Origin of the sequence: Winogradskyella sp. HaHa_3_26 (genome assembly GCF_019278425.1) — a bacterium.
Classification (GTDB): Bacteria; Bacteroidota; Bacteroidia; order Flavobacteriales; family Flavobacteriaceae; genus Winogradskyella; species Winogradskyella undariae.
In genome coordinates this window covers 2,324,439-2,344,994 of sequence record NZ_CP058981.1, presented here as the reverse complement: position 1 = coordinate 2,344,994, position 20,556 = coordinate 2,324,439, and the positions used below count along the sequence as shown (strand labels likewise).

Here is a 20,556-nt window from a genome sequence, read left to right as displayed (position 1 = left end):
CATATTTATGTACGCCCTAGCACAGTTAAATTTACTCTACAATTATCTTTCTTCAAAAAAGAAGAGAGAAACTTGTGACAAGTTTAACTTTTCAAACTCTGAAGAGATTCCGTTTGTGACCATCCAGCTCCCCGTATACAATGAAATGTATGTGATGGATCGCCTGTTGGATAACATTGCCCTTATGGAATACCCAAAGGACAAACTAGAGATTCAAGTTTTAGATGACTCTACAGATGAAACCGTTGCAACTACAAAAGCTCATGTAGATCGGTTAGCTAAAACAGGCCTAGATATTACACATATTACAAGAACAGATAGAAGTGGGTTTAAAGCTGGTGCACTTAAAGAAGGTTTAAAAATTGCCAAAGGTGAGTATATTGCTATTTTTGATGCTGACTTTTTACCTCAACCCAATTGGTTAAAACGTACTATTCCTTATTTTAAGAATGAAAAAATTGGTGTTGTTCAAACCCGTTGGGGACATATAAACAGAAACTATTCTTTACTTACTAAGATACAAGCTTTTGCTTTAGACGCTCACTTTACGTTAGAACAAGTAGGAAGAAACAGTAAAGGTCACTTTATAAACTTTAACGGTACTGCTGGTGTTTGGCGTAAAACATGCATTATTGATGCTGGAAACTGGGAAGGTGATACGCTTACTGAAGATTTAGACTTAAGTTATAGAGCACAATTAAAAAATTGGGAATTCAAATATTTAGAAGATGTTGAAACTCCTGCTGAATTACCGGTAGTTATAAGTGCCGCACGTTCTCAACAATTCCGTTGGAATAAAGGTGGAGCAGAAAATTTTAGAAAAATGCGTTCTCGTGTTATAAAGTCTAAGAATATTTCTCCCAAAACCAAGGTACACGGCCTACTTCACCTTTTAAATAGCACCATGTTTTTAAGTATTTTTACGGTTGCTATTTTAAGTATTCCAATGTTATACATTAAAAACGAATATGCTCACCTAAGAAATTACTTCTACGTAATGAGTTTCTTTGTTATGAGTACCATTATCTTTTTTGTTTGCTATTGGTTTATGTATAAGAATATTTATGGTAGTGGATTTAAAAAATTCTTCAGCTATATTGGTATGTTCTTTACTTTTTTCTCAATAGCTATGGGCTTTTCGCTTCATAATTCTATTGCTGTAATAGAAGGTCATATTGGTAAAAGAAGTGAATTTGTACGTACACCTAAGTTTAATATTAGTACGCTAAAAGATTCTTGGAAAGGCAATAAATACTTAATGAAAAAGGTATCTCCTCATGTTATTATTGAAGGGTTCTTGATGCTTTATTTTGCATTTGGAATGTATAGTGCTTTTATTGTTGGAGATCAAGGTGGTGATTTTGGATTGTTCCCTTTTCACTTAATGCTTTTCATCGGTTTCGGTTATGTATTCTTTAAATCATTATCGTCTAAGGTTTAAAAAACATCTAAACATAAAAAATCCGTAAAATATTTATAATATAATTAAATATTTTACGGATTTTTTTTGGTTTAATTTAACGTTATATTACTCTCAACACTTATTTAGTAGGTAATGTAACTTTGTTTAAAGTAAATTCCATTTCAGAAATATCTCCTGAAATTTCGTTAATCCTAGAGTTTGTAAAATACAGTTCGTTATTATAGATACTAAACGTATCTGCCCATTTTACCTTATCACCTTCTACTAAAGTAGAAATACTTCCATCAGCCTGTCTGTATTGTATTTTATTATGTTCTAAATCTGCATAATATAAATTACCATTAGCATCTAAAATCATTCCATCTGGCGCTGATGTTTTTGCTACAAACTTAACTTGATTTTCTATCTGAGTTTCATCTTCAAGATCAAAAGCACTAGTAGGAATAGCGTATAAACTATAACCCGTAAGTGCATGGTAATACAATGTATCATTGTTTGTATCTAAAGCAATACCATCAGAGTTAATTGCTCTTTCCCATTTTTTATCACCAAAGGTTAAGTAAGAAGCTTCGGCACTAGTAGATTTATGATTATCTAAAACTCTTTTTGACACTTCAGAATTCATATCTAAAATTACTAATCCTGCATGACCAGAATCTGTAAAATAGATTTTCTTCTTTTTCTTATCTACACGAAGATCATTTATATAAGAATCCGGATGGTAACTCCCTTCAGAAAGCTTATAAACTTTGCTTAAAGTGTTATCAGCTAAATTAAATACAAAGACACGTGGGGCATCTAATACATTTTGAAACAACTGACTTCTTGTATCTAAAACATATAGTTTATCTTCAAAAGCGACAACAGATTGCACGCCTACAAACTTATCTTCAACAACTTCGTCTCCAATTTTCCACGAATTCCATTCTGTATTAGGAAAACTTATCTCTTCTTTATTCTTATTAACTTCAACTACAGAATTTTTAACTCCTTCTCTCCATCTTGGGAAATTCACAAAAATACGACCATCATTAGCAACCGAAACTCCTGTAACCTGTTGCCCTTTAAAACTTATAACTTCATTTACTTGTAATGTTGTTGTTGTTGTATCCTTTTTTGTGTTTACAACTGGTTCTACTTTTGACTGACTAGCGTCTTTACATGAACTCAGTACAATAAAAAAAGCAACGAAATAAAATATATTCTTCATAAAATATGTGATTTTTAGTTACTCAAAAGTAGTAAAGATTACTTTATTACACTTAGATTTTCAGCAGGAAGAGCTATTTAATAGAAGTATATTTATATAAATAATCTAGTAAGTGTAAGCTTAGCATTAAAAATGAGTCTTAAAATACCTAACTATAAATTTAGCAATTAACTAAACCCCACAAATAATATTTATATTTGATTTATGCTAAACAACACCTTATATTCAAAGCTAAAAAAGTCTTCTATTTTATTAGTTGTTGCAAGCATAATCTTCTATTTTGTTTTTGCTTATTACACCACAAGAACAGAATATTACAAAATAGTCGCCTTGTATGCTGCTCTTTTTTTTCTGTTTTACAAATTAGTAGATTACAATAAAACAAACCTTAAACTATTAACGTATACAGCAGTTATATTACGTCTAATTTTTATTTTTTCGACCCCAAATCTATCACAAGATTTTTATCGCTTTATTTGGGATGGACGAATGATATTTGAAGGTTTTAACCCTTATTTATACACTCCAGATTCTTTTATTAATAACGGAATATTCCCTATTAAACAAGCACAAGAATTATATAATGGAATGGGAGAATTAAGCTCTTCTCATTACACTAACTACCCACCTATTAATCAGCTGTGTTTCACAATTGCTGCTTTATTTTCTAGTCATGGTATTTTAGGCTCCATTATATCCATGCGACTTATAATTATTGCTGCAGATATTGGTACTCTTTATTTTGGAAAGAAACTCTTAGAACGTTTAAAACTACCTTCAAATAGAATTTTTTGGTATATTTTAAATCCTTTTATTATAATAGAATTAACTGGTAATCTTCACTTTGAAGGTGTTATGGTTTTCTTCCTCATTTGGGCATTTTACCTGTTATATTCAGATAAATGGAAATGGGCCGCTGTAATTTTTGCCTGTTCAATTTCAGTGAAGTTAATTCCATTAATGTTATTACCTCTGTTTTTTAAATTCTTTAGAACAACAAAAACATCACAGATTTGTTATCCCAAACTAATCACATTTTACGCGATAATTGGTATAACTATACTCCTACTATTCCTTCCTTTTTTCTCTATGGAATTTGTAAATAATTACTCTAAAACAGTTGGGCTTTGGTTTGGAAATTTTGAATTTAACGCAAGTATTTATTATCTCTTAAGAGCAATTGGCTATAGTATAACGGGCTATAATGAAATTGCTATTATTGGTAAAATTCTACCAATAATTTCGGTCTTCATAATTTTTGGGTTTTCATTGTTTAAACAAAACAATAGTTTACCTAAACTGATCACTTCAATGCTATTAGTATTTACTTGCTATTTATTTTTAAGCACAACAGTTCATCCTTGGTATATTGCAACACTAGTGATATTTTGTGTATTTACTAATTACAAGTTCCCTCTCGTTTGGTCTTTTGTTATTATCTTAAGTTATTTAGCCTACTCAAACACCTCTAATACTGAGAATTTATGGATTATAGGTTTAGAATATCTTATTGTCTTTTCTGTATTTATTTGGGAAGTGGTCTTAAAAAAAAGACTGTCAGTTTCCTAACAGCCTCTATTTACAATTTTTAGAAATTTCTATTTAATTACAACTTTTTGAGTTTAATTATTTTATAACTTTCGTAGATCTCAGTGTAACCATTTTCATCTACTTCTTCATACTCTGTAACTTCGTATGTAATCTCAAATCGCTTACCTATTAAATCCTTAGACTTTAGATTCGCTATTTTTAAAACAGATGCATCAACCGTAGCAAAATAAACAGTTGCCTCAGTGTCTTCATCTTTCTCATCCTCTCTAATTAAAAAGGCATAACCATCATCAATATCATAACCATCATAAACCCCCTGAGCAGTTACGATTGTTTTATCTTGAAATTTATCTTTTGTAATTGAAATTGCATTCACGCTTAAAACCATTACCATAAGCACAAATACTGCTATTGTTCTTGTATTCATTGCACTAAATTTTGTACTGAAATTATTCAGTATGAATTAATATAAGATTGTGGTTTTGGGAATTTGCCACTTCAAGCCCAAATGCTTTTAGAATACAGCCTTATGGCTATAATTACTGTGGATATTTTAAAGTATTTCTTTCTGAAGTTTCGTTGTGCTAGATTATAAAATAACAACCTTAAGTTGTAAACATATGATTAGGATCCTTAAAACTTTTAAACTCTAACATATAATCATTAGGATCTTTTATAAAAAAAGAGCAATGCTCACCTCGTTTATCATCTAAAAAAGTCGTCTGAGTTACTTTTTTTAAATTTGAATTACTAAGGTTTTCATGTAACGCTTTCCATTTTTCAACAGCTACAATAATACCAAAATGGAATGAAGGTAATAATTTACCTCCAAAGACATAATTAGGACTATTGAAATTAAATTTTTCGGTTTGAATAAAGGTGACTTGATGACCAAAGAGATTAATATCTACCCAGTTTTCTCCTGTTCTTCCTAAAGAACCACCAATGTTATCAATATAAAAGTTTCTAGTATCTTCTATACTTAAACATGGTAAAGACATGTGAAATGCAGTTTCCATAATTCAACTATTTAAAAAGGATTCACTCTTAAATTAAAAACTCAGCTTCAACTTTTTTGTAGACAAAAGCTAAAGCTGAATTCCTATATTAAATTACAAAATATTTTTTACGTGATAATCTTTATTAAGAAAAATCTTCGTCTTCTGCTCCTGGCTCTAATTCTGGATCAACAACTGCATCGGGATCATCATCTTCGAAATCTTCATAATCATCTTCGTCGTAATTTTCCATCGTCTGCTCAAGTTTCGTACTCACTTTAACCAAATACTTGGTATCTTCAGTAGTGACTTCAACGGCTTCGACTGTTTCATTTTTTGCATTTTTAAACGAAATTACATTTTCATCATCATATCCATCGGGATATTTCTCTACTAAAAGTGATAAAATTTCTGGTGTTAATTTTTTAAAGTCAACTATAACTCGTTTTAAATGTGCGTCTTTTGGTTTCATTCTTTAATATTATTTCTAAAGCTAAATTTTTTTAAATATAATACTTATTTACTTACTCGAATAACATCGTAAACATCTTTTCTACGATCTTTTAAATTTTTTACTGCACCAAAAGAATTCAGCTCTCTTAACAAGCCTAAGTCTACATCTGCAACTAAAATCATTTCCGTATTTGGCGTGGTTTCTGCTTTTATACCATTACTTGGAAAAGCAAAATCACAAGGCGTAAATACAGCAGACTGCGCATATTGAATGTCCATATTACTCACATTTGGCAAGTTACCTACACTACCTGCAATGGCCACATAACATTCATTTTCTATGGCACGCGCCTGTGCACAAAGCCTTACACGAGAATAACCGTTTTGAGTATCGGTTAAAAATGGCACAAATAAAATATCCATACCTTCATCTGCTAACAACCGTGATAACTCAGGAAATTCAGAATCATAACAAATTAAAATTCCTATTTTACCTGCGTCTGTTTCAAACGTTTTTAGTTCACTTCCACGTTGCATCCCCCAAACTTTAGCTTCATCTGGCGTAACATGAATTTTTTCATAACGCTCCAAACTTCCATCTCTTCGACATAAATATCCTACATTATAAAGCACATCTCCAACCAATTCTGGCATACTCCCAGTAATAATATTTATATTGTATGAAATTGATAATTGCTGCATTTTCTCTACAATCGTCTGCGTGTAACCTGCTAACTCTCTAATCGCTTGCGGCTCGTGCATGTGATTGTACTTTGCCATTAACGGTGCATTAAAAAACTCAGGAAACACTGCAAAATCTGAACGGTAAGCAGAAACACTATCTACAAAATATTCTACCTGTTGCATTAAATCGTCTAATCCATTATAAGGACGCATTTGCCATTGAATCAACCCTAAACGCACTACTGTTTTTACGCTGCTCGCTTTTTTATTTGGTTTGGTATAATAAATATTATCCCATTCCATTAAAACCGCATATTCACTAGACGCTGTATCGCCTTCTAAATACCCTTTAATAATTCTTAATGGGTGAAAATCATTAGACGTTTGAAAGTTTAAAACCGGATCATGTATTTCCTTACGTTTTACTTTCTGAATATATTCTTTTGGTGAATATTGATCTTTATATTTATGAAAATTAGGCATTCTACCTCCAAAAACAATTCCTTTTAAATTTAGGTTTTCGCACAATTCTTTACGGTAATCATATAAACGACGTCCTAATCTTAACCCTCTAAACTCGGGTTTAATAAAGACATCTATGCCATATAAAACATCGCCATCAGGGTCGTGATTTTTAAATTTATCTCCCTCAATAATATCAGCATAGGTGTGGTTATCATCAATTTTATCGTAATCTACAATTAAAGATAATGCACAACCTGCCAACTGACCATCAATTCTAATAACCACCTGACCTTCTGAAAAAATAGAGGTCAAACGTGCAATATGGTCTTTTTTCCAATAGGAATTTAAAACACCACCATAGGCTTCTAAGGTTGCCGATTTTAATTCCTTAAAATCGTCAACCGTTAAAAAGCTTAATTCTATATTATTAATTTTATGATCTTCCATAATTACATATCTAAAAGATAAGCAAATATTAAAGGTGCAACAATAGTGGCATCACTTTCAATGATGAATTTTGGGGTATCGATATCTAATTTACCCCAAGTTATTTTCTCATTCGGCACAGCTCCAGAATACGAACCGTAACTTGTTGTACTATCACTAATTTGACAAAAATAACTCCAGAATGGTGTTTCTGGACGCTCCATATCTTGATACAACATTGGCACTACACAAATAGGAAAATCACCTGCAATACCTCCACCGATTTGGAAGAAACCAATACCTTTTTCAGAATTATCTGTGTACCAATCTGCTAAAAACGTCATGTATTCTATACCAGATTTCATAGTGCTAGCATTTAACTCTCCTTTAAGTACGTAGCTTGCAAAGATGTTACCCATAGTACTATCTTCCCAACCTGGACAAACAATAGGTAGGTTTTTTTCGGCTGCAGCATACATCCATGAATCCTTTAAATCTATTTCGTAATGCTCTTCTAAAACACCAGATAATAATAATTTGTACATATATTCATGTGGTAAATAACGTTCACCTTTAGCTTCTGCATCTTTCCAAATCTTAACAATATGTTCTTGAATTCTTCTAAAAGCTTCCTCTTCTGGAATACAAGTATCCGTAACACGATTTAATCCTTTTTCAAGTAAATCCCATTCGTCTTGAGGCGTTAAATCTCTGTAATTAGGTACACGTTTGTAATGAGAATGCGCTACCAAATTCATGATATCTTCTTCTAAATTGGCACCAGTACAAGACACTATTTGCACTTTATCTTTACGAATCATTTCAGCAAAAATCTTACCCAATTCTGCTGTGCTCATTGCACCCGCTAAAGACACTAACATCTTTGCGCCAGAATTTAATTGTGCTTCGTACCCCTTTGCAGCGTCTACTAAAGCCGCTGAGTTAAAGTGTAAATAATACTTTTCTATAAATTTCGAAATTTCTCCTTTGCTAGTATTCATCTTCTGTATTGAATTTAGATTTTTTATTTCCTTCTTTGTTTGAATCGTTAAAGTTGCTTTCAAAACCATCTTCTATATTTTGATTTTGAAATTTATAACTCAACATTTTGTAATATAATTTGGCTGCTAAGAAGTCTGAAGATTTATCAGCTTCATTAGGACATAATTCTACAATATCAAAACCTACCACATTCTTTTCTTCAAAAACTTGTTTTAAGAACTCTAGCGTTTCGTAATACAATAATCCTCCCGGCTCAGGTGTTCCTGTACTTGGCATAATTGAAGGATCAAACGCATCTAAATCGAATGTTATAAAGACGTTATCTGTCATTTGGTCTATTGCAGCATCCATCCAGCTATCATCCATAGCCATTTGGTGAGCGAAATACGTTTTTTCTTCATCCATTACCGTTTTTTCGATACTATCCATGGAACGAATTCCGACCTGAATTAAGTTAGTCGTTTGGCTCGCTTCATAAACAGCACAAGCATGGTTACATGTAGAACCTTCATAGCTTTTGCGTAAATCTGCATGCGCATCGATATGAAGCACCGTAAGGTCTTCAAACATTTCATTAAAGGCTCTAATAGTTCCGATAGATACTGAATGTTCACCACCAAAAACAGTAACAAATTTATTTTTCTTAATATATTTTTTTGTCGCTTGGTGCACCGCTTCTACCATAGCTTCTGGCGATGTATGTTCTGTAACCGCATTGGCTAAAAATACACCTTGTTGGTAAACTTCAGAAGCGGTTTCAATATCATAAAGCTCCATATTTTCAGAAGCATCTAAAAAAGCATCAGGACCTTTATCTGCTCCTTTTTGCCAAGTGCTTGTACCATCATAAGGTACAGGAATCAATACAATTTTAGCTGTTTCTAATTTTGCTAAATCTTCTGGAATACCAGCGTAAGTTTTTGTTTTCATTTTATATCATTTTCCGCTAAAACGGAAGTGTTTTATTATTCAATAATTTTATTAATACTGTTTACTTAACCTCCTCTTAAGAGTCATACCCTAAAATACCGAGTAAGTGTTCACTTTTTTGCTGTTCTGCAAAAACGCTAGTCTTTAAGTTTCCATCCGCATCTTTTTGAATTAAAATATGCTTTGGTGTTGGTATTAAACAGTGTTGCAAACCTCCAAAACCACCTATAGTTTCTTGGTAAGCACCTGTATTAAAAAAGCCAATATATAAGGGTTTATCTTTATTATATTTTGGTAAATAAATAGCATTAGTGTGTTGCTCACTATTATAATAATCATCACTATCGCATGTTAAACCACCTAAAAGTACACGCTCATAACTTTCGTTCCAACGGTTAATTGGCAACATTATAAAACGTTTATTAATCGCCCATGTATCTGGCAATGTTGTTATGAAAGATGAATTAATCATGTTCCATTTTTCACGATCGTTTTGCTGTTTTTGATAAAGAATTTTATAAATCGCACCACCACTTTCTCCAACGGTAAAACTCCCAAATTCTGTAAAAATATTGGGTACCGCTACCTCTTCTTCTTCACAAACTAGGTTTATTTGATTTACAATTTCATCTACCATATAAGCATAATCAAAATCGAAAGCCAATGAGTTTTTTATAGGAAAACCACCACCAATGTTTAAACTATCTAAAGTTGGGCATATTCTTTTTAAAGCTGTGTATACCTTTAAACACTTATGCAATTCGTTCCAGTAGTAAGCATTGTCTCTTATCCCTGTGTTAATAAAAAAGTGAAGCATCTTTAACTCTACTTTTTTATTATCTTGAATTTGACTTTTATAAAAAGGTACAATGTTTTTGTAACCAATTCCTAAACGTGAGGTGTAAAATTCAAACTTTGGTTCTTCCTCAGAAGCGATTCTAATTCCAACCTTAAATTCCCCGTTAATCTCTTCAGATAATAAATCAATTTCTTCGTAATTATCTATAATAGGGATACAGTTTTTATGACCGTCATTAATAAGACTTGCAATATTAGTAATGTATTGATCACGTTTAAAACCGTTGCTTAACACATAAGTTTTGTCGGTAATTTTACCTTCTTTTTTAAGTGCTTTTACAATATCTATATCAAAAGCCGAAGAGGTTTCAATATGAATATCATTGGTAAGTGCCTCATCTAAAACATGCTTAAAGTGTGAGCTTTTAGTACAATAACAATAATTGTATTGCCCCTTATAGTTATACTTTTCAAAAGCATCAGCAAACCATTTTTTAGCACGCTGTATGTTATTAGAAATTTGTGGTAAATATGTAAATTTTAAAGGTGCTCCGTATTCTTCAACCAATTTCATTAGGTCTATATCGTGAAAATGCAAAGCTTTGTCTTCAAGTTTAAATTCGTCTTGAGGAAAGTGAAAGGATTGATCGATGAGATCAATATATTTATTGTTCATGTTGTGGATTAAAAATTCAAGTATAAGATAAAAAATATATGCGTAAACAATGTTAAGGATACGTTATATCATACCTGAATTTGGCTTTGTGTAGTAGGTACAAAACCGTAAATATGCTGACTAGCAGCAATCGATGATGCGGAAGTTAGCTCTAAAATTCGGTTACTTAATCTATAAGCTGCTCTTGAATATGACTTCCTAATTTTCAAGAACCCGAACATATAAACATGTCTCAACTGTTCAGCTAAAATTGGTTTTATTATCTTGTTAGACGGTCACCAATTTCGGGACAAATATATCTTTTTTTTTAATACGTTAATCTTTTTTTATTTTTTTTAAACATTTATTTTAGACTCCTTATCTTTAAAGGAATACAACATTTATTAGAGTTAATAATTAGAGCAACAAAGCCTTAATTCCATATTAATATTAAGAGATAAAGTGTATATTTATAAAACACTATTAACGACATATTACATAATTTGAGAAGACTAATATTTATGCTATTCCGAATTCCATCCTCATAAAAACATTAAATTCTCGTTAAAAAAGAATTAATAAACTCAAAACCCGTAATAAAATTTAAATTTTACGACCTATAGCTTCAACACACTTTAGGTTTTTAAATAATCTATTAAGCTTAAAGCAGCACAATCAATCTTCTTAAATGAACAATTCACACTTAAATAAAAGCATAAAAAAAATCAACAATTACCTTTTTTTAGGTCTTTTACTTTTATGCTCTATTTCTATAAACGCACAAGATAAAACGCAAAAATTAGATTTAATTATTGACGCTGACACCGCAAATGAAGTTGATGATTTGTATGCGATTGTAAGAGCCATTTTAGAACCTAGCTTTAATTTAATAGCGATAACATCTGCTCAGTTTTACACCTCTCCTCTAGCTTCAGACAATACCGTTAGCGAAAGTCAAAAAATTAATGAAGACATTATTAGCCTAATGAATGCTAAAGGTATTTCACTCCCCTTAGGAAGCAACACACCTTTAACGGAATACGGCAAACCGGTTTCTTCTGATGCTTCTCAGTTTATTATTGAAACAGCGCATAAAATGAAAGGTGATCAAAAACTAAATATTGTTGTTCTAGGCTCGTGTACCAATATTGCCTCTGCTATTTTAGAAGACCCAACAATAATCCCTAAAATTAAAGTACATTATCTTGGTTTCTGGCACACACCAGAGACTAATATTTATAATAAAAAAGAATTCAATTCTGGAAATGATCCTATTGCTGTAGAAGTTTTACTTAACACAAAAACACTTAATCTAGATGTAATGACAGCGACTACAAGTCAGCATTTAGTATTTACAAAACAAGAAGTAGATCTTCATTTAAAAGATAAAAAAGGTATCGCCGCTTATTTAATCAATAGATGGGAAACATACGATCGCTGGTGGACAAAAGAAGATCCTAAAAAGGAAAAATGGACCATGTGGGATATTGCAATTATTGAAGCTTTAGCAAAACCAAAATTATCCACTAAAGAAAGCCATCTAACACCTCCTGAAAACACACAACGCAATATTGGTATACATACCAAAATAGACGCTGAACAAATGACAAGTGATTTTTGGAATACTTTAAAAAAAATATAATCTGCCCTTTTTATGTTTATAGACCTACAAACACCTAGAGAAGACATTAAAAATCTCTTACAAAAAATTGATTTTTTTAATGATATAAACGAAACCATCACTCACGTTACAAAACCAGGTGAAGGCAATATGAATGTAGTATTACGTATTGAAACTAATTTGCGTTCATTTATTTTAAAACAATCACGTCCATTTGTTCAAAAATATAAAGATATACAAGCACCAATAGAACGCATTGATGTAGAATTTCAATTTTATTCTTCTATTGAAAATAACATTTTGGTCAATAAACATTTTCCAAAAGTTTTAAAATACAACGCAGAGCATCATTTATTAATTTTAGAAGATTTAGGTAAATGTGAAGATATGACCAGCTTATATGATGCTCATAAAATTGACTTAAACCAATTAAGACTACTAGCCAATATTGCTGCAAATATTCACAACTCAAAAGCACCTAAAAACTACCCAGAAAATAAAGCGCTACGATTACTAAATCATCAACATATTTTTGAACTTCCATTTATAGAAAATAATGGTTTTTGCTTGGACGACATTCAACCAGGATTAGAAGCGCTTTCTATTCCATATAAAAAGGACACTTTACTAAAAGAGAAAATTAAAGAAATAGGACAGCAATATTTGTCTAAAGGAACAACTTTATTACATGGTGATTATTACCCAGCAAGTTGGATGACAAATAAAGATTCGCTTTATATTATTGATCCCGAATTTAGCTTTTTAGGTTTCCCTGAGTTTGATCTTGGTGTTCTTGCTGCACATTCGATTATAATAACAAAAGACGAAACATTTATTTCTAGGATTAAAGACCATTACCCAAATGAAATAGACAAAAACCTTTTAGCACAAATAACAGGTGTTGAAATTATGCGTCGTTTAATAGGTTTAGCACAATTACCAATTTCGACTTCTATAAAAGAAAAAGAAGCACTCTTACAATTGGCTTACAAATTAATTATGAATTAATGCTGCTTCTTAAAACCCGAAGGACTTACACCAACATATTGCTTAAAAAATCTTGAAAAACTACTCATAGAACTAAAACCTAAATCAAAAGCCAACTCTTTTGTTGAAATTTCACTTTTAATCAATCTGCGTTTGGCCTCCGTTATTTGACGCTGCTGAATAATTTGTTTTGCGGTGAGATTTAATTTTTCTTTTAAAATCTGATTCAATCGTTTGGTACTCATACCGATTTCTTCAGCATAAAAATGAGGATTGGTTTCGTTTAAAAAATTAGCCTCCATCAATTCTAAAAATTGAAAAACTCTTTTTTGGTGAAGATCTTGCTTTAAAAAATCATCTTTCTGAGAACGTATTAAATGAAGTAACAAAACTTTAAGTAAGGTTTTTAGCATTATATAAGATGCTAATTCACTATAAAATTCATCTTTAATGAGGTTAATGATTTGTCGAAGTAAAACAACCTCTTTAGCATCTTTAATTTCTAATTCTGAATACTTATTAAAAAGAAACATCACATCTAAAGCATACTCAATATCATCCTCGTCAATAAGTTCACGTTCAAAATTTAATAATACACCGTGATTCGAATTAAAAATGGTCGTATCAAAAACCTCGTTTAAAGGTTTAAAATGAACAATAACTTTATTTTCTTCAATAAATTTGAAATAAACACCCATAGAATTAACTGAAAGTGAAGTTGTATCACTTTCAAAATCATCTACTATCTGAATTTTATTTTTCCAGTGCTCTTTACTCATTCTCTTTTTCAAGTGAACTCCAAAAATAAGAAGAAATTACCCAAATTTATTGTTTAGATAATTTCTGAAACATTACAAACATTGCAATACCAATGATTAAAGCTAGTGCTGCCGCTGTTCCAAAAATCGCTTCATAATCCTTAGAAATGTAATTGATAAACGTAGATAAAAATTGACCACCAAACACTCCCATAGAAAACAAACCTAAGTTTTTCCCTTGGTCATGTACCGTACTTGCCTCAACCATCATGTGGTTAAGTAACGGAATGGTAAAACCAAAACCTACACCTATAAACAATACCGTTAACACTAAAAATGGTGCAGATGTAGCAGTTGCTAGCACCAAATACCCTAACATAAAAAACAGAAAACCAAATGAGACCGTTTTTCCATCTCCAAAAGTTTTTACCATTTTAGGCATCTGACTTGCTGTTACAATAGCAATAAGTGAAATAAAAGCCATTAGGTATCCGGTGTGCGATTCGCTAAATCCAAACGATTCTGGCAAGTATAGAGGTAAGGTTACAAAACCTATAAAAAAGAGCATCATAGCTAATAAAGATGCTGTAAAAATTAGCCTAACTTTAAATTTCTGTTTATCACTCGATGTTGTGTTGTCTTGTTCCTCTAGTATTTCAACCTCAGGTTTTGGTAATGTTTTTGCGACTAAAACCAAACACAACAAAGCAATTAAATAAATGTAAAATGGGTATTGCCAATTTAGCTCCCCTAAAATTCCGCCAATTGCAAGAAACACAACGCCACCCAACTCAATAGACATTCCCTGCCAAGCCATCATTTTCATTCTTGCTTCACCTGTAAAAAAATCAGCAATATACGCCGTTACAGAAACCTGAACAGCAACTGTAGCTCCACCTAATAAAAACCGATCTAAAATCAGCAGATAATCATTAGCTATAAAAGCACCAATAAGTCCTAAAATAGCATAAGGAATAAGACCTAAACTCAATAATTTTAGTGTTCCTAACTTATTTAAAAGCCGACCAACAAAAGGCGCAAAAACCACAACACCTAAAGAAGGCAATGTAATTAACCAACTTGGTGAAAAACTAAGATTTTTATGCTCTACAATTCCTGAAAGTGATGGAGCGATAACCGTCCCAACCATTATGGTTAAACTACTCACGAAAAGCAGTGTGAAAATTCCGAAGTTTGATATTTGTTTCATAATGCAAAATTCAAACTATTATAATGAAATGACTTTACCAGTTTTCTAAATAAGTAAACCGAAATGGACATTCTTATAAAATAAAATACATAAGCTCAACTTTCAAGTCTTCTCAAATATCCTTAAGCATTTATATTCCTAATCAAAAACAGGATCTAAATTCTATTTTTTGTAATTTTCAATCTTCTAATGAGACTTAGTAAGTATATGATACACACTTTCAAAGAATTTTCTACAAATGCTATTTTCAATATTGGAAATGAGAATGATTTATTGTCCTTCAAAAAAGCAAAACAAAGTGAATTTTACACTTTTATTTGGGTAAAATCAGAAGCTGTAGATCTTGTTATTGATAGTGTCCCATTCACGGTACAACCACACAGTATCTTAGCACTTACACCTATTCAATACCTTCAGTATATAAAAGGAACAAATGTTACTGTATATCAATTTAACCAAGAATTCTATTGCATTAAAGACCACGACCAAGAAGTTAGCTGTGTTGGTATATTATTCTTCGGAAATATCAATATTCCTATTATACATTTAGATGAAAAAGAACAAACAAAGTTTGAAACTTTACATGAAGTTTTTATTGATGAATTAGAAACTGAAGATAACATACAAGCCGAAATGCTCAGAATGCTAATGGCTCGTTTTATTATAAAAAGCACACGTTTATTAAAAGCGAAAGAGGGAATTATTGAAACCCCAAAAAGTTCTAAAGTAGACCTCTTACGTGAATTTAATTTTTTAGTAGAACAACATTTCAAAACAGAACACAGTGTTGGTTTTTATGCCGAAAAATTATTTAGATCTCCAAAAACCTTATCCAATAATTTTGCTAAACTAAACAGAAGTCCACTACAAATTATACACGAACGTATTATTTTAGAGACGCAACGCCAATTAAGTTATACTGATAAAACAGCAAAAGAAATTGCTTACGATATTGGTTTTGAAGATGCTTCTCACCTAAGTCGTTTATTTAAGAAACACACCACGTTATCACCTTCAGACTACAAAAAACGACTAAATACCTTAAGTTAGGAAAAATTGACATGCCATAAGGCAAATTATTCATTTTATAACAGCTTCTTCTATCGCATCTTTGCATTGTAATATTAAAACAATTAAAAGATGAAACTAAAAAACATATCCTTATTCAATCTCATAGAAATATTCACTAACAACAAAAAACGAGTTGTTAACACCATTAGCCCTAAAACATACTGTGAACAAAAACATATTCATGACTTCTATTGTGATGCAGAAAAACCTTTTATAGGTTAAAACAAGACAAAGGGAAAAAATGACATGCTAAAGGGAATAAGAATCATTCCCCAACTCTTATAAAACACGCAACTTTGCACCAACAAAAAAAATTAAAATAAATAACATAACACTGAACACCTTTCAGTATAAAAAAATAAATTATGAATACATTTAATATCCCAACAAAAGAAGAAGTAAGTTCAAACAATCAAGCCATTTTTGAAAATTTAAATAAAGCTTTAGGTTTTGTTCCAAATTTATATGCAACATATGCACATAGTGATACAGCTTTAGAAAACTATCTAAACTTTGCTAATGCTAAAACATCATTATCTGCAAAAGAGAAAGAAGTCGTAAACCTTGCTGTAAGTCAAGTTAACGACTGTACATATTGTTTATCTGCACACACAGCAATTGGAAAAATGAATGGTTTTACAGATGAACAAATCTTAGAATTAAGAGCTGGGTTTTCTTCTGTAAATGACAAATTAGATGCTTTAGCAAAATTAGCTAAAAACATTACCGAAAATAGAGGAAAAACAGATGATGCAGTATTAGAAAACTTTTTTAATGCAGGATATACAAAAGGAAACCTAATTGATACTATTTCTTTAGTTGGAGATAAAACAATTTCTAATTATATACATAGCACTACACAAGTGCCAGTAGATTTCCCAATTGCTCAACCTTTAAAATAATAAACCCAATACTTAATAATAAACTTTAAAAATAAAAAAAGATGAAAAAAATTATCACATTACTCGTAATCGCGTTAACTTTTACATTAACAGGAAATGCTCAAGACTCTATGAAAATGAAAACTAAAGCAACAACTGTTTCTTTAGAACAAACGACTGGAGAATTCACTCAAAAATCACTTAAATTAAAAGAAGGAGATTATATTTTTGAAATCGCTAACAAAAATGTAGGACACCAAGTTGGTTTCGTATTAGTACCTAAAGGAAAGGATGCTTCTAAACCAGAAAACCACATCAGCACAGCTTATGTTACTAAAGCCGTAGAGAACAACACAAAAGAAACTAGTAAAGTTACAAGCTTAACTAAAGGAAAGTATATTTATTTCTGCCCTTTAAATCCAACACCTCAATATACATTGACTGTAGAATAAAGTAAATGTCTCTAATTAAATAAAGAAAGAGCAATCCAATGGATTGCTCTTTCTTTATTTAATGTCACCCTCTTCACAATAGCATATTATATTACCTCAGGAAAATATATTAATCATTAAAATAAACACATAAAAAAGTACCCGTTAAAAGGATGCTAAATTCTCAAAAAATCAGGAAAGATACTGCTTCTCACCAAGTAATGTGAAGATGTTTCTTGCTAAATTATCTATACTTCAAAAATAAACAAAACCTATTTTAACTATGTTAAACACATGTTTTATCTAGGTTAAGTATTCGTTGCAAAACAATATGACAAAATAGATAACAGACTATTTAATTATACAATAGTTAACTCTACTCCCATTTCTAGTAATCTGCGTTTTGTATTCTCGTCAATACCAGAGTCAGTAATAATTTGATCTACCTCATTAAGTTCACAAATTCTACCAAAACCCTTTTTATTAAATTTTGAAGAATCAGCTAAAACAATAATTTTTTGTGACGACTTTATCATCTCCTTATTTAAAGAAGCCTCCATTAAATTGGTTGTTGTAAGCCCATAATCTAAATCAATACCATCAACACCTAAAAACAATTTAGTAAAGGTAAATTCTGCTAACATTTTCTCACCAATAGGTCCAACAACAGAAGCAGAACTAGGCCTCACCATACCCCCTAATTGCATAACATCTATTTCTTTATTTTTAGATAAAATAAGAGCTGTACTTAAAGAAGCCGTCAAGACAGTTAATCCCTCCACAGGTCTAATGCGTCTAGCAAATTCAATAACAGATGTACCAGAAGCAATAATTATGCTGTCATGTGGCTCTAAAGTTTTTGTAGCAGCTTTGGCTATTTTATTCTTTTCTTTTGCATTAATTTTTTCTTTAACCTCAACATGATTCTCTGTAATATATGGATTTACAGGTATTGCTTTTCCATGAGATCTAAACAGTAATTTTTTTTCTTCAAGAAGCTTAAGATCCTTTCTTATAGTCACCAATGAAACATTAAACTCTTCACTTAAATCATTGACATTTACAAATCCATCTTCATTTAATTTACTTAATATGAGTTTATGACGATCTATGATATTCATTGCTTTTTCTTCGTTTTAAACAAAAATAAAGATTATTAATATCATTTTAACATTGAAATCACAAATATTCTTGATTTTTTTAACACAAAACGAAACCTCTTTTATGTATTCATGAAATAAATTGACAAAAAAATCATAATTACAAAATTAAAACACGCCTTTATTGTTAAAAAAACATATAAAAATTAAAAATAACAATAAAAAACTTTTTTTTAGTTTCGTTTTGTTGTAGTTTTATACTCGGAAACAAAAATAACAATAAGTTAACAACATATTAATCTAACCCGTTATGGATAGAAATAAAATGATAAGTAAGTTAAGAAGTGATTCAAAAACTTATGATTTCGTAATTATAGGAGGAGGAGCAACAGGTATTGGTATTGCTCTCGAAGCATCTGCAAGAGGATATTCAGTTGCATTGCTTGAAAAATCTGATTTCACTAAATCAACATCAAGTAAAGCGACAAAATTATTACATGGAGGTGTAAGATATTTGGCGCAAGGAGATATTGGACTAGTAAGAGAAGCCGTAGTAGAAAGAGGTTTAATGCTAAGAAACGCACCTCACATTACTAAAACCCAATCTTTTATAATTCCAACACATGGACTTTGGGATGAAATATTATATACTGTTGGTTTAACATTTTATGACTTATTAGCTGGTAAGTTAAGTTTAGGAAGATCAAAACGCATCTCCAAAGAGAAAACTTTAAAACGTATCTCTCTCATCAATCCAGATAAAATATCTGCTGGTGTCGTTTATTACGATGGTCAGTTTGACGACTCACGTATGGCGATAAATGTTCTTCAAAGTTCAGTTGAAATGGGAGCCTTAGTCGCTAACTATTGTTCCGTTGAAGGTTTAATTAAAGATGAAAACGGAAATGTAACAGGTGTTAAAGCTCATGATGAAGTAGACGGAACCTCTTTCGAAATAAAAGGAAAGCAAGTTGTTAATGCTACTGGGGTTTTTGCTGATGATGTGTTACAGATGGACAAACCGGGTGCTGAAAAAACAATTGCACCAAGTCAAGGTGTTCACTTAATGTTAGATAAGTCTTTTTTACCAGGAAATGACGCTATCACTATACCAAAAACAGATGATGGCCGTGTGTTATTCTTAGTGCCATGGCACAACAGAGTTATAGTAGGAACAACAGATACACCTTTAGAAAAAGAATCATTAGAGCCAGTTGCTCTTGAAGAAGAAATAGGGTTTATTTTAAACACCGCAGGTCGTTACTTAACCAAAGCTCCAAAAAGAAGCGATGTACTAAGTGTATTTGCAGGATTACGTCCTTTAGCAGCTCCAAAAGCAAAAGGAAATAAAACTAAAGAAATATCAAGAAGTCATAAAATCTACACTGCAGATTCTGGACTATTAACTATCGTTGGAGGTAAATGGACCACTTTTAGAAGAATGGGACAAGATTTAGTAGATACTGCTGAAAAAAATCACGATTGGAAACACATCCCTACCAAAACAAAACGTTTAAAAATTCATGGTTACAAAGAAAATATTAATCATAATGATCCTTTGTATTTCTACGGTAGTGATGAAGAAGAAGTGCTAAAATTATCTAAAGAAAACGGATGGGATAAATCCCTAAGTGATTCTATGGGAGTTATACAAGCACAAGTTGTATGGGCTGTACGAAATGAAATGGCTTTAAACATCGAAGATTTTCTTGCTAGAAGAGTTCGTTGTCAATTATTAAATGCTAAAGAAAGTGTTACAATGGCACCAGAAGTTGCTAAAATAATGGCAAAAGAATTAGGTGAAGATGAAGCTTGGCAAGCTGCACAAGTAGAAGAATACACTAAGGTGACCTCTAATTATATACTATAAACAACAAATTAAAAACAACTAAATCAAACTGT

The 20,556-nt window shown here is 31.3% G+C and carries 19 protein-coding genes; 8 read left to right on the top strand and 11 right to left on the bottom strand.

Translation table 11 applies throughout. From position 1 onward, the window contains the following. Positions 1-7 precede the first annotated feature (7 nt). Positions 8-1,441 carry a cellulose synthase family protein gene (locus H0I32_RS10095; protein WP_218841346.1) on the top strand — a complete coding sequence of 478 codons (1,434 nt, stop codon included), beginning with the start codon at positions 8-10 and terminating at the stop codon, positions 1,439-1,441. A gap of 100 nt (positions 1,442-1,541) precedes the next feature. Here the strand turns inward: H0I32_RS10095 and H0I32_RS10090 are convergent, their stop codons facing one another. Next, positions 1,542-2,633, bottom strand: a complete 1,092-nt coding sequence (locus H0I32_RS10090; protein ID WP_179313451.1) for an SMP-30/gluconolactonase/LRE family protein — start codon at positions 2,631-2,633, stop codon at positions 1,542-1,544. A 204-nt stretch (positions 2,634-2,837) separates the two neighbouring features. Between H0I32_RS10090 and H0I32_RS10085 the strand changes: the two genes are divergently transcribed. Next, on the top strand, positions 2,838-4,202 hold the full coding sequence (locus H0I32_RS10085; protein WP_179313452.1) for a mannosyltransferase: 1,365 nt from the start codon (positions 2,838-2,840) through the stop codon (positions 4,200-4,202). A gap of 37 nt (positions 4,203-4,239) precedes the next feature. Here H0I32_RS10085 and H0I32_RS10080 read toward each other — a convergent pair whose 3' ends face one another. From H0I32_RS10080 to H0I32_RS10050, 7 genes are all read right to left on the bottom strand, one after another. Then, entirely contained in the window at positions 4,240-4,611 is a 372-nt protein-coding gene (locus H0I32_RS10080; protein WP_173586373.1) for a hypothetical protein, read from the bottom strand. A 178-nt stretch (positions 4,612-4,789) separates the two neighbouring features. Beyond that, on the bottom strand, positions 4,790-5,203 hold the full coding sequence (locus H0I32_RS10075; protein WP_179313453.1) for a VOC family protein: 414 nt from the start codon (positions 5,201-5,203) through the stop codon (positions 4,790-4,792). Positions 5,204-5,327: 124 nt separating this feature from the next. Next, complete coding sequence (locus H0I32_RS10070; protein ID WP_179313454.1) at positions 5,328-5,654, bottom strand: hypothetical protein; 327 nt, start codon at positions 5,652-5,654, stop codon at positions 5,328-5,330. A gap of 44 nt (positions 5,655-5,698) precedes the next feature. Then, positions 5,699-7,231 carry a carbon-nitrogen hydrolase family protein gene (locus H0I32_RS10065; RefSeq protein ID WP_179313455.1) on the bottom strand — a complete coding sequence of 511 codons (1,533 nt, stop codon included), beginning with the start codon at positions 7,229-7,231 and terminating at the stop codon, positions 5,699-5,701. Between the two features lie 2 nt (positions 7,232-7,233). Further along, positions 7,234-8,211 carry a deoxyhypusine synthase family protein gene (locus tag H0I32_RS10060; protein WP_179313456.1) on the bottom strand — a complete coding sequence of 326 codons (978 nt, stop codon included), beginning with the start codon at positions 8,209-8,211 and terminating at the stop codon, positions 7,234-7,236. After that, complete coding sequence (speB, locus tag H0I32_RS10055) at positions 8,201-9,142, bottom strand: agmatinase (RefSeq protein WP_179313457.1); 942 nt, start codon at positions 9,140-9,142, stop codon at positions 8,201-8,203. Before speB ends, H0I32_RS10060 begins: the two co-directional genes overlap by 11 nt. Positions 9,143-9,218: 76 nt before the next feature. Then, positions 9,219-10,616: an arginine decarboxylase gene (locus tag H0I32_RS10050; RefSeq protein ID WP_179313458.1), complete on the bottom strand. Its 1,398-nt coding sequence runs from the start codon at positions 10,614-10,616 to the stop codon at positions 9,219-9,221. Positions 10,617-11,283: 667 nt separating this feature from the next. On the opposite strand from H0I32_RS10050, the gene H0I32_RS10045 reads away from it, so the two are divergent. Further along, positions 11,284-12,237, top strand: a complete 954-nt coding sequence (locus H0I32_RS10045) for a nucleoside hydrolase (protein WP_179313459.1) — start codon at positions 11,284-11,286, stop codon at positions 12,235-12,237. 12 nt (positions 12,238-12,249) lie between these two features. Continuing rightward, positions 12,250-13,224 carry a phosphotransferase gene (locus H0I32_RS10040; RefSeq protein ID WP_179313460.1) on the top strand — a complete coding sequence of 325 codons (975 nt, stop codon included), beginning with the start codon at positions 12,250-12,252 and terminating at the stop codon, positions 13,222-13,224. Here the strand turns inward: H0I32_RS10040 and H0I32_RS10035 are convergent. Both H0I32_RS10035 and H0I32_RS10030 read right to left on the bottom strand, forming a co-directional pair. Further along, positions 13,221-13,982, bottom strand: coding sequence for a helix-turn-helix domain-containing protein (locus H0I32_RS10035; protein WP_179313461.1), 762 nt, complete (start codon positions 13,980-13,982; stop codon positions 13,221-13,223). The genes H0I32_RS10040 and H0I32_RS10035 overlap by 4 nt on opposite strands. Before the next feature lie 46 nt (positions 13,983-14,028). Beyond that, positions 14,029-15,171, bottom strand: coding sequence for an MFS transporter (locus H0I32_RS10030; RefSeq protein WP_179313462.1), 1,143 nt, complete (start codon positions 15,169-15,171; stop codon positions 14,029-14,031). Positions 15,172-15,378: 207 nt separating this feature from the next. On the opposite strand from H0I32_RS10030, the gene H0I32_RS10025 reads away from it, so the two are divergent. From H0I32_RS10025 to H0I32_RS10015, 3 genes are all read left to right on the top strand, one after another. Continuing rightward, positions 15,379-16,221 carry a helix-turn-helix domain-containing protein gene (locus H0I32_RS10025; RefSeq protein ID WP_173586362.1) on the top strand — a complete coding sequence of 281 codons (843 nt, stop codon included), beginning with the start codon at positions 15,379-15,381 and terminating at the stop codon, positions 16,219-16,221. 386 nt (positions 16,222-16,607) lie between these two features. After that, positions 16,608-17,144, top strand: a complete 537-nt coding sequence (locus H0I32_RS10020; RefSeq protein ID WP_179313463.1) for a carboxymuconolactone decarboxylase family protein — start codon at positions 16,608-16,610, stop codon at positions 17,142-17,144. A 41-nt stretch (positions 17,145-17,185) separates the two neighbouring features. Beyond that, positions 17,186-17,575: a cupredoxin domain-containing protein gene (locus tag H0I32_RS10015; protein ID WP_179313464.1), complete on the top strand. Its 390-nt coding sequence runs from the start codon at positions 17,186-17,188 to the stop codon at positions 17,573-17,575. Positions 17,576-17,913: 338 nt separating this feature from the next. On the opposite strand, the gene H0I32_RS10010 is transcribed toward H0I32_RS10015, so the two are convergent. After that, the gene (locus tag H0I32_RS10010) at positions 17,914-18,675 is read right to left on the bottom strand and encodes a DeoR/GlpR family DNA-binding transcription regulator (protein WP_179313465.1); all 762 of its coding nucleotides are present in this window, start codon (positions 18,673-18,675) and stop codon (positions 17,914-17,916) included. Positions 18,676-18,964: 289 nt separating this feature from the next. Here H0I32_RS10010 and H0I32_RS10005 point away from each other — a divergent pair, with 289 nt between their 5' ends. Next, the gene (locus H0I32_RS10005) at positions 18,965-20,524 is read left to right on the top strand and encodes a glycerol-3-phosphate dehydrogenase/oxidase (protein ID WP_179313466.1); all 1,560 of its coding nucleotides are present in this window, start codon (positions 18,965-18,967) and stop codon (positions 20,522-20,524) included. Positions 20,525-20,556: the final 32 nt, after the last annotated feature.